We start from the raw sequence: 14,385 nt of genomic DNA on the forward strand, positions 1-14,385 counted from the left end.
CGGATGAAGCTCAGGTCAGCGCGGGCTCGGTCAGCCGCAGGATGTCGTCCGCCTCGGCCGCGGCGGCCGCCAGACGATCATTTTCCGCCCGGAGGCGGGTGACCTCGAACTCCAGAGCCTGCACCCTGGAACGCAGTCGGGTGACCTCGTCGAGCAGGCGCCGATCGGGCGCCGCACCTACGTGGCCGAAGAGGGCCTTCGCCATGGTGACTCCTTGAGAAGCACTGCTTCTTCTTGGGTGTTGTTGAAACCGCGCGCTCTCACATCGCGCGCCCAGCTTGCACCACACTTCTATGCACACGGGCACGCGTGAGCACAGAATCGTGCACCCTAGAAAAGTGCTCTTAGGTGCAGATGTCCCATGTCTGGCTTGGGGTTACCGCTGAAACCAGGCATGAGTGGGCGCGACTGGCGACAACTCCATAGTCCGCCGATACCCACTCTGCGTCAAGCCGTGTGCCCGCCGTCCCCCGGACGCATCCAGTGAATCTTGCCACCTTGACACTTTTACCTGGCCTTACGTTTGGCTTAGCGGGTTTGCCGCGGAGCGCTCCCACTGCATACGGTCAGCCGCGCTATACGGCGTCGCGGCCGCGCGCCGGCGATGAGCGTCGGCATCTCGATCATCGCTTCCGGCCCGACCGGCTCAGCCTCCCTCCTCGCCAGGCGAGCCGGCAACGGGACAGGCCCGGGGTGGCGCGCGGCCGCGGACGCTCCTTCCCGTCGAGGTGACATCCGCCCATTTCGGGCAAATCAGGCGGCAAATCGGATAAAAGTCGCGTAATTCTGTCGCCTACCCGACAGGGTCTCGTAACTTTCCCGCGCTGTGTCGTTGCCTCCTTCGTGAAATCGACCCCGTCGCTCGAGCGCGTCTGCCTGCTCACCGGCGGCGGGTACCCGTACCGGCGGGACGCGTTGAGTGGGTGGTGCCGGACCCTCGTCGAGGGACTCCGCCGCTTCCGGTTCGACCTGCTGACCGTCACGGACCGCGAACCGCCGTCCGCGCCGGCGTACCCGCTGCCGCTCAACGTCGGCACGGCCTCGGCCGTCCAGATCGGCCGGGAGCCGCCGCGCGAGCGCCGCCGCGGCGACCACAACGAGACCGGCCGCGGCGCCGCCCACCTGCTCTGCCGGGGGCTGCTCGAGGAGCGCCGGTTCGCCACCGGGCTGCGCGGGCTGGCCGAGCTCGCCGCCGAGCGGGCCGACCCGCTGGCCGGGGTGCCGCTGGCCGACCTGCTGGTGGACGCCTGGCGGACGCAGCCCGAGTCGGCCGAGCCGCCACTGCCGCGGCTCTCCACCCGGGATGCGCGTACCGCCGCCACGCTGCTCAAACACGCGCTCGGAGCGCTGACCGTGGAACTGCCGGAGACCGACCTGGTGCACTGCGTGGGCGGGACGACGCCGCTGCTGGCCGCGCTGGCCGGGCGGTGGCGGGCCGGGGTGCCGCTGCTGCTCACCGAGGCGCGGGCGCCGGTCGCCCGGCACAAGCCGGCGGAGGACCGGCTGTCGCCGGCGGTGCGGGTGGTGCTGCGCCGGTTCCGGGCCGCGGTCGCCCGCACCGGGTACGCCGAGGCCGGACTGATCGCCCCGCTCAGCGCGTATCACCACGGCTGGGCGCTGCGGCACGGCGCCGAGGCGACCCGGCTCGTGCAGGTGCCGGCCGGCGTGGACCCGTCGGAGTATCCGGTCACCGCCGAGCTGAACACCGAACCGGCCGTGGTGTGGGCGGGCAGCGGCGGCCCGGACAGCGGCCTCACCCCCCTGCTGGCCGCCTTCGAGCAGATCGCGGCGGCCCAGCCGGGGACCGTGCTGCACCTGGTCGGGGTCACTCCCGCGCACGAGGACCACTGCGCCGAGCAGATCGAGCGCACCGGGCTGGGCCGGGCCGTCCGGCTGCACCCGCTGCCGGCCGACCCGCGCGACCGGTACACGGTCGGCCACGTGGTGGCGCACGTGCCGGGGCCGGCCGACCCACCGTACCGGCTGATCGAGGCGATGATGTCCGGCCGCGCGGTGGTCGGCGTGGACGTCGGCCCGGCCGCCGAGACGCTGGGCGACGCGGGCGTGCTGGTGCAGCCGGACGACCCGGCCGAGCTGGCGATCGCCGTCGTCGGCCTGCTCCGCAACCCGAACCGCCGCCGCCAACTCGGCGACGCGGCCCGGCAGCGGGCGCTGCTGCACTTCACCACCGACCGGGTGGTACGGGTCTACGACGCGCTCTACCGCGATCTCGGCGCGCCCCCGCCACCGGGCGCGTTCGAGCTGACCCTGGCCGTGCCGGCGCCGCGCACCGCGTTGCCGGCCACCCTCCGCTGGCTGACCACACCCGACCGTCCGGCGCCCACGGCCGGCGCCATCCGCGGAGCCGGCGCCGTCGGCGCGGACGAGGCCAACGGTGCGGCAGCCGCTGTCCGCGGCGCCGGCGCCACCAGTCGGGCCGGCGCCCTCCGCGGAGCAGACGCCTTCCACAGGGCCAGCGCCGCCGGTGGGGCCGACACCGTCAATGGGGCAGACGCCGTCAGTGGGGCAGACGCCGTCAATGGGGCAGACGCCACTGGCGGCGGCGACGCCATTCGCGGGGACGACGCCATTCGCCCGGACGACGCTGGAACCGCGCTGGAGGGCCCCGGCGGCCCGATGCTCGGCGGCCACGAGCCGACCGTCACCCTGCCGCCGATCAGCCACATCGCCAGCGCCACCCCGATCGCCCTGGACGTCTTCCCGCCCCGGCCGGCGTTCGCCGGGGTCGCGCCCGGCGAATGGCCGCCCGCGCCGGACGGAGGCGCAGCACTGTGACGACCACCCCACACCGGGCCGCGGACAACGGGACGGCCGCTGTGACGACCACCCAACGCCGGGCCGCGATCGGAGGTGCAGCACTGTGACGATCACCCCACGCCGGACGTCCACCCGGCCGACCCGGGTCCGCACTCGGCGCCCAGGCCCGGCCGCCACCGGCCGGCACGGTTCCGGTGTGCGCGCGGGGGCCCGGCACGCCGCCGAGCCGGTACCCACCGTGCCGGAGACCGCCGCGCCGGCGCCGGCCGTCAGTGTCCGCCGGCGATCGCGGCGCGCGCCGGCCCGCCGGGCCTACCTCGGGGCCGTCGCGCTTCGCTGCGCGCTCTACCTCGGGCCGCTCAGCGTCGCCCTGGCCGGTGGCGAGTCGTTCGGGCAGGTGGCCTGGCCGGTTCCGCTGGTCACCCTGCTGCTCGGCTGGACCGCCGCCCAAGCTTTGACCTGCGCCGGCGTGTCCGTGGCCCGGCGGGCCGGGGTCTCGGCCGCCTGCCGGCTGGTCGGCGCCGGCTTCACCGCGACCGGGGCGCTGTGGTGCGCGCTGGTCTGGGTCGCGCCGCATGCCCTGGTCGGGCCGCACCGCTGGCTGGCGCTGGTGGTCGGGCTCGGCGGGCTGGCCACGCTGGCCACGGTCACCGCGGCGCTGGTCACCCGGGCCGAGGCGGCCGTCGTCCGCTGGTTCGTGCCGTGCTGGGCGCTCGCCGCCGCCGCGCTCGCCGCACTGGCCAGCCGGCCGGTGCCCGGGCTGCCGGCCGGCACGCTCCCGACGGGCACGCTGTCGATCGGCATGCCGCCGATCGGGACGCCGCCGGCCGGCACACTGTCGATCGGGACGCTGCCGATCGGCACGCTGTCGATCGGGACGCTGCTGCCGGCCGCGATCGTGGTGGCGCTGATCCGCGCGTTCCGGCCGGCCATGATCTGCGGTACCCGGGGACCGATCCGGCTCACCCGGCCGGAGGTGCGCCGGGCCGCCGCGTACCTGGCCGTCGGCGCCTCCCAGGCAATCAGCGTGGGGCTGGTCTGGCGAGCCGTGCCGTCCGGCTCGACCGCGCCGTTCTGGTTGCCGCTGCTGCTCGCGGTGCCGATCCTGGAGGCGCTGATCGGGTGGAGCACCGAGGCCGGCCCGGACCGCCGGGGCGTCACCGCGGTCACCCTCGCCGGCCTGCTGCCGCCGCTGGCCCTGGGGATCGCGCTCGCCGTGGTCGCCGCCCGCACCGAGGCCCGCGCCGAGGTACTGGCGCTGGCTGGCGGCACCCTGCTGGGCGGCGTCTTCGCCGTCACCTACCTGCTCGCCGCCCGCGGCCGCACCGGCGTCGCCGCCGTCCTGGCGATCGCGGCGCCGCTGCTCACCGTGTCCCTGAAGATCCTTCCGCTACCGGCCGCCGGCCCCCTGCCGGACGCCGTCGGCGCGCTAGCCGTGACCCACCTGGCCGGCCTGCTCGCCGTCGCCCTGACCGCCGCCGACCCCCGGAGAGCATCATGAAGACCCTCTTTCCGCCGTACGCCCATCCCTCGCCCGAGCTGGCCCTGGACAGCGAGACCTGGATCATCCGGGAGTTGCCCGGCGAACGCCGCACCATGCACCAGTCGCTCGGCCGGATCGACCTGGACTGGGGCAGCCGGTCGCTGGCCGACGTGCTCGCCGACGTCGACGCCTGGCGGGAGGACGGCGTCGAGGGCCTGTTCCTCGACCGGGCGCCGGCCGGCTCGGGCGGGGTCGGGCCGGTGGCGCTGACCGTACGGCTGGCCGCCCGGCGCGGGCTGCACCGCGTGGTGCTCAACCCCGGCGTGCCGACCCACCCCCTCTACCGGGACCTGGGCGTCCGGATCTGCACCTTCGAGGGCCCGTGGACGGCCTACCAGAGCTGGGACGGCGAGGGCGTCCGCCCCGGCGACGGCCACATCGTGCACGGCGTCCCGCCGGCCCTGCTAACCGCCGCCCGCCGCCTGATGGGCCGCCGCGGCGCCGGCTTCGGCCTGGCCACCGACGCCAGCCCCTATGTCAGCGCCTACGCGGGCGGCGCCGGCAGCCCGGACCGCTGACCCACTCTCACGCCGAGCAAGATACTCGCCCAGCAAGATACTCGCCCAGCAAGATACTCGGTCGGCGAGATACTTGCTCGGCGAGAGAAGGTAGTCGCGTGAACGGCGGCAGCGAGGGCAGGCTGACACCTGGGCCGGCCTGCCCGAGTTGCAGTCTCAGCCCGGATGGTGGCGGCACAGGGTCGGGACGGCAGCCAGGTCGCCTTGGTAGGCCGGGACTTGGCTGACCTCGTACGGTAGCGGGAATTTGATCTTAGTTTTTCGGCAGACGAGGTCTTGGCTGACACCTGGGGCAGCTGAAGGAGGAGCGGTTCATGAATTGCTCGCGGCGGATGAGGGTGCCGCAGCGGTGGCAGGGCTGGCCCTCGCGGCCGTAGGCGTTGAGTGAGCGGTCGAAGTAGCCGCTCTCGCCGTTCACGTTGACGTAGAGCTCGTCGAAGCTGGTGCCGCCGGCCACGATCGCCTCGCCCAGGACGTCGCGGACGTGGGCCAGCAGGCGCCGGGCGGCGGGACGGGTGAGCTGGTCGGTCGGGCGGGCGCCGTGCAGCTGGGCCCGCCACAGCGCCTCGTCGGCGTAGATGTTGCCGACGCCGCTGATCAGGGTCTGGTCGAGCAGGGCGCGCTTGACCTCGGTGTGCTTGCCGCGCAGCCTTGCCACGAACAGCTCGTCGTCGAAGAGCGGGTCCATCGGGTCGCGGGCAATGTGGGCGATCTCGTCGGGCAGCTCGGCGCCGCCCTCGGAGACCGACAGGCCGCCGAACGTGCGCTGGTCGACGAAGCGCAGCTGCGGGCCGCCGTCGGTGAAGGTGAACCGGATCCGCAGGTGCTTTTCGTCCTCGGCCTCGGCCGGTTGCATCAGCAGCTGGCCGCTCATGCCCAGGTGCCCGATGATCGCGTCGCCGGAGTCCAGCGGCAGCCACAGGTACTTGCCGCGCCGGGAGGCGTCCAGGATCGTCCGGCCGGTCAGCATCGCGATGAAGTGCGCGTCGCCGGGCAGGTGCCGGCGGATCGAGCGCGGGTGGTGCACCTCGACGGTCGCGATGGTCCGGCCGGCCACCCACTTGGCCAGTCCCTGCCGGACGGTCTCGACCTCGGGCAGTTCGGGCACTTCACGTCTCCCTACAGCGTATAAGGCCAGATGGCGACCAGGTAGGCGCCATACCAGAGGCCGAACGCCGCCCACGCCACGATCGACAGCACCGCGACCCGGGGGCGGGCGCGCGCGGCCGCGACGGCGGCGGGCAGCAGCGTCAACAGTACGGGCAACAGCAGGCGCGGCTTCGAGTGGTAGAAGCCGGCCTGGCCGTACACCAGCACCATGGCCACCACCCCGTAAACCGCCAGCGGCAGCCACGGCTTCCCGGCCAGCGCCACCCCGGCCGCGGCCAGCGCGACCAGCAGGATCAGCGCCACGCTGACCGGCACCCAGCCGTCCCCGGTGCTCAGCGTCTGGCGCAGGAACGTCCAGGTGCTGCTTCCGAAGTCGAACGAGGTGCCCCAGCCGGCGGACTGGATACGGAACCAGGCGCTCGGGTCGCCGACCCGCAGGCCCACCCAGATCAGGAACAGCGGCACGCCGGCCAGCGCCACCGCGGCGGCCAGCAGCGGCTGCCAGGCCTTCGTCCGGGACTCGCGCACCGCCATGATCGCGGCGACCGCCAGGGCGAGCGCGGCCGCTGCGCCGGTCGGCCGGGTCAGCGCGCACCCCAGACCCAGCAGCCCGGCGGCCCACCACACCTTGCGGTGGGCGGCGGCCAGCATGCCGGCCACCAAAGCCAGGAAAAGCGCTTCGGAGTACGCCATGGACAGCACCACCGACACCGGCGCCGTGCAGCAGATCGCCACCAGCGCCCAGCCGGCCCGCTTGCTGTGCAGGGTGGTGCCGAGCAGATGCAGGGCGACCGCGGCGCCGATCGAGGCGAGCCAGGTGACCCCGATCGCGGCCGTCTGCGGGCTGATGCCGAGCGCCGCCACGCCCCGGATCAGCATCGGGTAGAGCGGGAAGAAGGCGAGCTCGTTGCCCTCCATCTGATGGTTCGCGCCGTACGTGTAGCCGTGCGGGTACCCGTTAACGGCGACCCGCAGGAACCAGCCGCCGTCCCAGACCAGCAGGCGGCTGCGCAGGCTGTCCCCGTCGCCCGAGGCGTGCCCCAGCCAGGCCAGCATGAGCAGCTGGGCGATCCGGGTCAGCGCGAAGATCCCGACCGCGGTGAGCACGCCGCGCCGGCAGCCGGCCTGCTCCCAGAGCGACGGCCGCCGGGTTGCCGTTTCCGCTTCCACCACGGTCGCGCTCACAGATCGTCGGGCTTCTCGCTGCCGCGTTCGTTCAGCGTCCGCCACGCCGCCGCCGCGGCCCGCTGCTCGGCCTGCTTCTTGCTGCGCCCCTCGGAGCCGCCGTACCGCTCGCCGGCCACCACCACCCAGGCGGTGAAGGTTTTGGCGTGGTCCGGGCCGGAGTCCTCGATCACGTAGTCCGGGACGCCCAGCCCCAGCGCCGCGGTCAGCTCCTGGAGGCTGGTCTTCCAGTCCAGCGCCGCGCCGCGCCCGGCCGACTCGGCCATCAGCGGGTCGAACAGCCGGTGGATCACCTCGCCCGCCACGTCCAGGCCGTGCTCCAGGTAGATCGCGCCGAGCAGCGCCTCCAGCGTGTCGGCCAGGATGCTCGCCTTGTCCCGCCCGCCGGTGGTCTCCTCGCCCTTGCCCAGCAGCAGGTGCGGGCCCAGGCCGGACGGGCCGAGGCCGCGGGCGACGTCCGCGAGCGCGTGCATGTTGACCACGCTGGCCCGCAGCTTGGCCAGCTGGCCCTCGGGCAGGTCGGGGTGGTTGTGGTAGAGCGCCGAGGTGATCACGACGCCGAGCACCGAGTCGCCGAGGAACTCCAGGCGCTCGTTGGTGGGCAGGCCGCCGTTCTCGTACGCGTACGACCGGTGGGTGAGGGCCCGCTCGAGCAGGGGTGGCTCGAACGGGACTCCGAACGCCTCCTCGAGCGGGGCGGTCGACGGCCGGCGACGCTTGTCACTCATGGGACACCTCGTTGTGCGGGCTCTGCTGATCTTCAAAGACGTGTTCGGCCATCGCCGCGACGGCGGCGCGGCGGTGCGTCCGGGCGGCGAAGGCGATGCCGGCGGCCAGGTCCGCGCCGGAGGCGGCCCCGTGGCAGACGACGACGGTGCCGTTGACACCGAGCAGCAGGGCGGCGCGCGGTGGCACGCCCGCCGACCCGCCGGGCGGCCCGAGCCGGGCGTACGCCGTCTCCAGACCCTTGAGCAGGACGTTTCCGGTGAAGCCGTCGGTCACCACGACGTCGGCCACGGCGCCCATGACGACGTCATGGCCCTCGACCAGCCCGACAAAACGGCCGCCGGCCGGCAGGTCCAGGGCGGCGAGCAGCTCGGGCGCGGCGCGGCGCAGCCGGTCGCCCTTGCCGCGCTCGGTGCCGATGGTGAGCAGGCCCACCCGGGGCTCGGCGACCTCGTGCACGATCGCGGCGTACGCGGCGCCGAGCCGGGCGTGCGTGGCGAGGGTCGCGGCGTCCGGGTCGACCGCGGAGCCGACGTCGAGCAGCACGAGCCGGCCGGCGGCGGTGGGCAGCACGGCGGCGAGCGGCGGGCGGCGCACCCCCGGCCAGCGGCCGAGCGCGCGGGTGGCGGAGACGACGATGGCCGCGGTGTTGCCGGCGGAGAGCACCGCGTCGGCGAGGCCGTCGGCGACCGCGCGCAGGGCGGCCCGGGTGGCGTCGTCGGGATGCAGCTCGACGGCCGGCATGGGCAGCATGCCCACGCGGTCGCGCTCGGCCGGTGCGACGGCAGCGAGAACCGCGCCGGCCGCCTCATGCGTGCCGACGAGAAGGAGGTGAAGGGACGGGTCGTCCTGGAAGGCGCGCAGAGCGCCGTCAACCACGACGGCGGGAGCGTTGTCCCCGCCGAGGAGGTCGACGGCGATCCGCGCGGTCACCGGCTCCGCGGAGGGAGCCGGCACACCGGTGGTCCGCCGTTGCCCAGGAACGACCCGCCCGGAGATCGGGCGCGTCACTCCGCGAGGCTCAGACCTCGAGGACCTGACGACCGTTGTAGGTCCCGCAGACCGAGCAGGCCGTGTGCGGCAGCTTCGGCGACTTGCACTGCGGGCAGGCCTGGGTCGCGACCGCGGTCGCCTTCCAGTTCGCCCGGCGGGACCGGGTGTTGCTGCGCGACATCTTGCGCTTGGGGACGGCCACGGTAGTTACTCCTCAGTCTCTTTCAGGTTCCGCAAAGCGGCCCAGCGGGGATCGGCAGCCTCGTGGCTGTGATCGGCCGGGAGGTCGTCGAAATGCACCCCGCACTCGGGGCACAAGCCTGGGCAGTCCGGCCGGCAGAGCGGGTTGGTCGGCAAGGTCAGCACGATCGCGTCCCGTACCGCCGGCTCCAGGTCGATCAGGTCGCCCTGCATCCGGCCCACCTCGTCCTCGTCGGTCGTCTCCTCGGTGGTGCTGTCCTCGTAGGCGAACAGCTCCGCGATGGCGACGTCGAAGGACTCGCTGATCTCGTTCAGGCAGCGGCCGCACTCGCCGGTGAGCGAGCCACGGACCCGGCCCGAGACGTACACACCCTCGGAGACGGAGGTGAGCTCGAGATCAAGCTCAAGATCCGACCCTTCCGGTACGCCGATCAGCTCCAGGCCGAGATCCGCCGGCGCCGGGGCCACCCGTTTCAGGGCACGCGTCGCACCAGGCTGCCGCGGAAGCTTGGTCGTGTCGACGACCAGCGGGAGCCTGGGGTCCAGGTGGTTCTGCACAGGTGACTTGGGCATCGTGAACTCTCAGCCATGGGTAGGCCGACGTAAAAGGCTACCTGAGCAGGAGCCGCAGCGTCGAATCGGGCCGGGCCGCTAGAACGGCAGGGGCCGCTCGGTGTCTTCGCCCTGGAATGTCCCGATCTCCCGGAGGGCGTGCATCTTGTCCCGGCCGCGCTCGATCGAGGCGAGCGCCCGGGTTAGGAACTGCTCGAAGTTGGCCAGCGCGGTGTCGACGTAGTCGTCGACCTCCTCGCGCAGCCGCTGGGCCTCGGTGCGGGCCTCGGCGATGATCCGGGCGCCCTCGTGCTCGGCGGAGACGGTGATCTCGTTGACCGAGACCAGCCGGGCGTGTTCGGCCTCACCCTCGCTGATGATCCGGTCGGCCTCCCGGCGGCCGGCCTCGATGATGCGGTCCCGCTCGTCGAGCACGGCGGCGGCCTTGCGGATCTCCGAGGGCAGCCCGGAGCGCAGCGCGTCGAGCAGCTCGATCATCTCGCCCCGGTCGTACATGAAATTCGTCCGCGACATCGGGACGGAGCGCGCGTCCTGGACGCGTTCGATGATCTCGTCGATGTTGTCGAGCGGATCCACCGGTGATTCACTCCTGTCATAGCGCACCCACAGAGCGTGGTCCGATCACGTTACTGCGTCCGTCGCGGTCCGGTTTCCGGCGCGCCGAGGGGTCAGTTCTGCTTGAGTCGCGTCACCAAACGCTCGCCGACGAAGTCCGGGACGTACGCCGACGCGTCGCCGCCCCACTTCACCACGTCCTTGACAAGGCTGGACGACAGGAAGGAGTAGAGCGGATTCGTCGGCATGAACAACGTCTCCACGCCGGACAGCCCGATGTTCATCTGCGCCATCTGCAACTCGTAGTCGAAGTCGCTGACCGCGCGCAGGCCCTTGATCACGACCGCGGCGCCCTGCGCCCGGCAGAAGTCGACGAGCAGCCCGTGGAAGGAGTCGACCCGGACGTTGTCGTAGCCGGCCGTCGCCTGGCTGAGCATCTCGAGGCGTTCCTCGACGGTGAACAGGCCGGACTTCGACTGGTTGATCAGCACTCCGATGATCACTTCGTCGAACAGCCGGCTGGCCCGCCCGACGATGTCGAGGTGGCCGTTGGTGACCGGGTCGAAGGAGCCGGGACACACCGCACGTCTCATGATCGGCGACCGTACCAAAGAGTAGTCTCCCCGTACCGTCGACTGCGGTCGGCAGTGATGCCATCCACCCAGCTCAGCGGATCACCCCGGCTCGAGCGCTCGATCGCGAGCACGGCGTCCGGCGCGAGCCAGTCCCCGGCCAGCAGCGCTTCCTGCAGCTGGAGGATCTCGTCGTCGCCGACCGCGTAGGGCGGATCGGCGAACACCACGTCGTACGGGCCGCCATCGGCCGCTCCGGCGAGCACCTGCGAGACCTTGCCGGTGATCAGCCGGGCGGCCGCGCCGACCTTGAGCGCCACGATGTTGTCGCGGATGGCCCGCGCCGCGCGAGCGTCCGATTCGACCAGAAGGGCATGCTTCGCGCCGCGGGACAGCGCCTCCAGACCAACCGCCCCGGATCCGGCATAAAGGTCGGCGAACCGCGCTCCCGACAGGTCGGTCATCGTGTCTAGGGCACTGAAGAGCGCCTCACGAACACGGTCCGAAGTGGGCCGAGTAGCGACGCCGACCGGGGCGGACAGCCGCCGGCCGCCGTGGGCGCCCGCAATGATCCTGGTCATGCCGCCGCACCGGGGTTGTCGAGGAACACGTGTAGAAGCTACTTCACCACTTACCGACCGCAATCGGAGAGTGAACAATTCCCCTGTGGCCGGACACGCTCGGCAGCCGCCCGATGCCCCTCGGTTCATGGAAGATCACGGATGGATAACAACAGTTTTAAGAGCCTCTGAGGCATTTCCCAGTTACTCCTTAGTCGCTAGGGTCATCCTCCGTTGCACGTAGATACGTCTACGTGTCGACGACGTGGGGAGGCGTCGTCGACGGCCTCGCCCCCATTTCTTGGCGTCGGCCCGCCGCTTCCTCGCCGGACCCCTGACCCCAACACAGGAGTAGGCGTGAACCTGCTTAAGACCAAGTTCCGGCGTACGACCGCCGTCGTCACCGGCACCCTGCTCGGCCTCGCCGGAGTGGCCGCCTTCGCGGCCCCGGCCAGCGCGCACAGCCCCCTCGTCGCGGGCAGCTCCGACTGCGTCAAGTCCGACGGCAGCTGGACCGTTTCCTGGAAGATCGGCAACGACTTCGGGGCCGACGCGAAAGCCAGCGACATTTCGGCCAAGGACAGCAGCGGCAAGGCCGTGACGGTGAACATCACCGATCCGGCCCACGCCATTCCCCCCTACACCCAGCCCAGCTCGGATCAGGCGCTCGCGGCCAGCACCAAGATCACCAACTCCAGCGCCACATCGGTGACCCTCAAGACCATCCTGCTGTGGTCGGACGGCTACACCAACAATGGTGACAACTGGCACGCGCCGGTGTACACGACGGTGCACAAGCCGGAGCAGAAGTGCGACAGCACGCCGAGCACGCCGCCGTCGTCGCCGGCCTCTCCGTCGTCGCCGACCCCGACCCCGTCGGAGACGCCGACCCTGCCGGTTCCGACCGACGCGCCGAACATCTTCACGCCGATCCTCGAAGAGGACTGCACCACGATGACCATCGGCGCGGACAACCCCGCCAACGGCATCACGTGGAAGTTCGACCTGAAGACCTCGAAGGGCGAGGAGCGCAGCTTCACGCTCAAGCCCGGTGAGAAGCACACCGAGAAGTTCAGCGCGACCGCCGGCTTCTCGATCAAGGTCACGATCTCGGTGACCGTGAACGGCAAGACCATCTCGGACTACGACACCGTCAAGTACGAGGGCCCCGGCAACTGCACCGGCGGCAAGGGTGGCGGCCTGCCCGTGACCGGCACGCCGACCGCCGCCATCGCCGGCGGCGCGGTGGCCGTCCTGGCCCTGGGCGCGGTCCTGTTCTTCCTGGCCCGTCGCCGCAAGGTGAAGTTCACCGCCTGATCACCGCAACAACCCTGAGGGGCGCGCCGACCTGGTCGGCGCGCCCCTTCTTGTGTCGGCACCCGAGCCGAACACTTTTCCCGGCTTCGGCGAATCATCGGTGTGACGCACCTTGAGATACGACGGAGACGGGTCTGGTGGTGACGGTGACGCAGCCCGGGGCGACGTGGGTGGACACCGATGCCGACCTGATCGAACAGGCCAAACGGCGACCGGAGATCTTCACGGCGATCTTCGATCGGCACTATCGGAATATCTACGCGTACGTGGCGCGGCGGCTGGGCCCGGATCTCGCCGAGGACGTGGCCTCCGAGACGTTCCTGGCCGCCTTCGACCGGCGGCACAGCTTCGACGCCGCTCGCGGCGAGGCACGGCCCTGGCTGTACGGGATCGCCTCGAACCTGGTCGCCCGGCACGTGCGTGCCGAGTCGCGACGCTACAAGGCGCTGGCGCGGGCCGGCCGGCAGGACACCGGCGAGGTCGACGGCCACGCCGACGCGGTCGCGGTCCGGCTCGACGCGGCAGCCGTACGCGGGCGCCTCGCCGACGCGTTGCGGCGGTTGCCCGAGCCGGTCCGTGCCGTGCTGCTGCTGGTGGCATGGGCCGGGCTCAACCAGCAGGAGGCCGCCGAGGCGCTCGGCATACCGGCCGGCACCGCCAGGTCCCGGCTGCACCGGGCACGACAGGAGATGCGACGGGCGCTGGGCGCCGAGACCGAGGTGGACGAGTGATGGACGAGATCAGCATTCTGCGCGAGGCCTTCGACCCCGACGTGGCGCCGCCGATGGCCGCGCAGCAGCGGGCCCGGGCCGCGCTGCAAACCCGGATCACCGCGCCGCGCGCGGACGGGCGCCGCCTGCGCGTTCCCTTCGTGGTCGGCGTCGCCACGGCCGCCGCCGTTGCGACCGCCGTGGTGGTGGTCAACCTCGACGACCCGGCGGCCACCCGGCCGGCCGTGCAGCAGGGGAAGGTTCCGGCGGCGGTGCCGTACCTCCGCCCGGTCAGCGCCGCCCAGTACCTGGAGAACGCGGCGTGGACGGCCGAGCGGCGAGGCTGGGTGAACCCCCGGCCCGACCAGTTCATGTACGTCGAGACGCGGGAGATGCGCAACCCGCCGGCGTACGAGCGGAAGACACCCAACGGCGCCCTCCTGCCGGGCCAGGCGAAGTACCGCACGGTGCAGGTGTGGAACCGCATCGACGGCCAGGTCCAGGCGTCGATGAACAACGGGAGGCTCGAGGTGCACCGGCAGGGCGAGAACGGCGGAAGCTGGGCGTTCGTCCCGTGGTCGCAGATCGTCAAGCTGACCACTCCCGCGAAGGTGGCGTACTACCTCGACCACCCCGAGGGCGGCGTCATGGCGCAACCCGAGTCGCTGGCCGGGCAGTACGTGCTGCCACCCGACGTGCGGGCGGCCATCTACCGCTACCTCGCCGAGCAGCCGGGCATGACGATCAACCCGGACGCGGTCACCATCGACGGTCGCCCCGCGATCGGCCTGGGCCGGGTTCTCGAGGGCTACCTGTCGCAGGAACTGCTCTTCGACAAGCAGACCTACGCCCTGATCGGCGAACGCATGATCGCCGTGGCCGACCACGTCAACCGCGCCGACGACGGCACCTCGTACACGCACAAGGGCGACCTGTTCCGGCAGGTGATCTACGGCAAGATGACCATCGTCGACAAGCCCGGCGAAACGAACTGATACCCCCAGTTCGGGCCAGCGGGGCGCGCCGATCTTCCGGTCGGCGCGC

Annotated in this window: 16 protein-coding genes; 6 read left to right on the forward strand and 10 right to left on the reverse strand. The window is 72.2% G+C overall.

From position 1 onward, the window contains the following. Nucleotides 1-10: 10 nt before the first annotated feature. Nucleotides 11-205 (reverse strand): hypothetical protein, encoded by a 195-nt coding sequence (locus tag IH26_RS0111400; protein ID WP_020518001.1) that lies wholly within the window; start codon nucleotides 203-205, stop codon nucleotides 11-13. 638 nt (nucleotides 206-843) lie between these two features. On the opposite strand from IH26_RS0111400, the gene IH26_RS0111405 reads away from it, so the two are divergent. The 3 genes from IH26_RS0111405 (at nucleotide 844) to IH26_RS0111415 (ending at nucleotide 4,839) form a co-directional block, all read left to right on the forward strand. After that, nucleotides 844-2,796, forward strand: a complete 1,953-nt coding sequence (locus IH26_RS0111405) for a DUF3492 domain-containing protein (protein ID WP_245665107.1) — start codon at nucleotides 844-846, stop codon at nucleotides 2,794-2,796. Nucleotides 2,797-2,881: 85 nt separating this feature from the next. Next, nucleotides 2,882-4,279 carry a hypothetical protein gene (locus tag IH26_RS0111410; protein ID WP_245665109.1) on the forward strand — a complete coding sequence of 466 codons (1,398 nt, stop codon included), beginning with the start codon at nucleotides 2,882-2,884 and terminating at the stop codon, nucleotides 4,277-4,279. Continuing rightward, nucleotides 4,276-4,839: a spherulation-specific family 4 protein gene (locus IH26_RS0111415; RefSeq protein ID WP_030436125.1), complete on the forward strand. Its 564-nt coding sequence runs from the start codon at nucleotides 4,276-4,278 to the stop codon at nucleotides 4,837-4,839. Before IH26_RS0111410 ends, IH26_RS0111415 begins: the two co-directional genes overlap by 4 nt. Before the next feature lie 253 nt (nucleotides 4,840-5,092). Here the strand turns inward: IH26_RS0111415 and mutM are convergent, their stop codons facing one another. The 9 genes from mutM to rsmD form a co-directional block, all read right to left on the reverse strand. Further along, the gene (mutM, locus tag IH26_RS0111420; protein WP_030436126.1) at nucleotides 5,093-5,947 is read right to left on the reverse strand and encodes a bifunctional DNA-formamidopyrimidine glycosylase/DNA-(apurinic or apyrimidinic site) lyase; all 855 of its coding nucleotides are present in this window, start codon (nucleotides 5,945-5,947) and stop codon (nucleotides 5,093-5,095) included. 11 nt (nucleotides 5,948-5,958) lie between these two features. Next, entirely contained in the window at nucleotides 5,959-7,134 is a 1,176-nt protein-coding gene (locus tag IH26_RS0111425) for a mannosyltransferase family protein (RefSeq protein ID WP_030436127.1), read from the reverse strand. After that, the gene (gene rnc / locus IH26_RS0111430; protein ID WP_030436128.1) at nucleotides 7,131-7,862 is read right to left on the reverse strand and encodes a ribonuclease III; all 732 of its coding nucleotides are present in this window, start codon (nucleotides 7,860-7,862) and stop codon (nucleotides 7,131-7,133) included. The genes IH26_RS0111425 and rnc overlap by 4 nt, the downstream gene beginning before the upstream one ends. Continuing rightward, complete coding sequence (locus IH26_RS0111435) at nucleotides 7,855-8,817, reverse strand: phosphate acyltransferase PlsX (RefSeq protein WP_245665111.1); 963 nt, start codon at nucleotides 8,815-8,817, stop codon at nucleotides 7,855-7,857. Before IH26_RS0111435 ends, rnc begins: the two co-directional genes overlap by 8 nt. Before the next feature lie 64 nt (nucleotides 8,818-8,881). Continuing rightward, nucleotides 8,882-9,055 (reverse strand): 50S ribosomal protein L32, encoded by a 174-nt coding sequence (rpmF, locus tag IH26_RS0111440; protein ID WP_020518010.1) that lies wholly within the window; start codon nucleotides 9,053-9,055, stop codon nucleotides 8,882-8,884. Between the two features lie 5 nt (nucleotides 9,056-9,060). Next, nucleotides 9,061-9,627, reverse strand: a complete 567-nt coding sequence (locus IH26_RS0111445; RefSeq protein ID WP_030436130.1) for a YceD family protein — start codon at nucleotides 9,625-9,627, stop codon at nucleotides 9,061-9,063. Between the two features lie 78 nt (nucleotides 9,628-9,705). Beyond that, nucleotides 9,706-10,203 carry an SPFH domain-containing protein gene (locus IH26_RS0111450; protein ID WP_030436131.1) on the reverse strand — a complete coding sequence of 166 codons (498 nt, stop codon included), beginning with the start codon at nucleotides 10,201-10,203 and terminating at the stop codon, nucleotides 9,706-9,708. 92 nt (nucleotides 10,204-10,295) lie between these two features. Continuing rightward, complete coding sequence (coaD, locus tag IH26_RS0111455) at nucleotides 10,296-10,775, reverse strand: pantetheine-phosphate adenylyltransferase (protein ID WP_030436132.1); 480 nt, start codon at nucleotides 10,773-10,775, stop codon at nucleotides 10,296-10,298. After that, nucleotides 10,772-11,335, reverse strand: a complete 564-nt coding sequence (gene rsmD / locus IH26_RS0111460) for a 16S rRNA (guanine(966)-N(2))-methyltransferase RsmD (RefSeq protein ID WP_030436133.1) — start codon at nucleotides 11,333-11,335, stop codon at nucleotides 10,772-10,774. The genes coaD and rsmD overlap by 4 nt, the downstream gene beginning before the upstream one ends. Before the next feature lie 336 nt (nucleotides 11,336-11,671). Between rsmD and IH26_RS0111465 the strand changes: the two genes are divergently transcribed. The 3 genes from IH26_RS0111465 (at nucleotide 11,672) to IH26_RS0111475 (ending at nucleotide 14,336) form a co-directional block, all read left to right on the forward strand. Beyond that, nucleotides 11,672-12,631 carry a PVV-CTERM domain-containing choice-of-anchor G protein gene (locus IH26_RS0111465; RefSeq protein WP_030436134.1) on the forward strand — a complete coding sequence of 320 codons (960 nt, stop codon included), beginning with the start codon at nucleotides 11,672-11,674 and terminating at the stop codon, nucleotides 12,629-12,631. 137 nt (nucleotides 12,632-12,768) lie between these two features. Further along, nucleotides 12,769-13,362 (forward strand): RNA polymerase sigma factor, encoded by a 594-nt coding sequence (locus tag IH26_RS0111470; protein WP_245665113.1) that lies wholly within the window; start codon nucleotides 12,769-12,771, stop codon nucleotides 13,360-13,362. Continuing rightward, the gene (locus tag IH26_RS0111475; RefSeq protein WP_030436136.1) at nucleotides 13,362-14,336 is read left to right on the forward strand and encodes a CU044_5270 family protein; all 975 of its coding nucleotides are present in this window, start codon (nucleotides 13,362-13,364) and stop codon (nucleotides 14,334-14,336) included. The genes IH26_RS0111470 and IH26_RS0111475 overlap by 1 nt, the downstream gene beginning before the upstream one ends. The last annotated feature ends 49 nt before the right edge of the window (nucleotides 14,337-14,385 follow it).

This window comes from Actinoplanes subtropicus (genome assembly GCF_000721705.1).
Classification (GTDB): domain Bacteria; phylum Actinomycetota; class Actinomycetes; order Mycobacteriales; family Micromonosporaceae; genus Actinoplanes; species Actinoplanes subtropicus.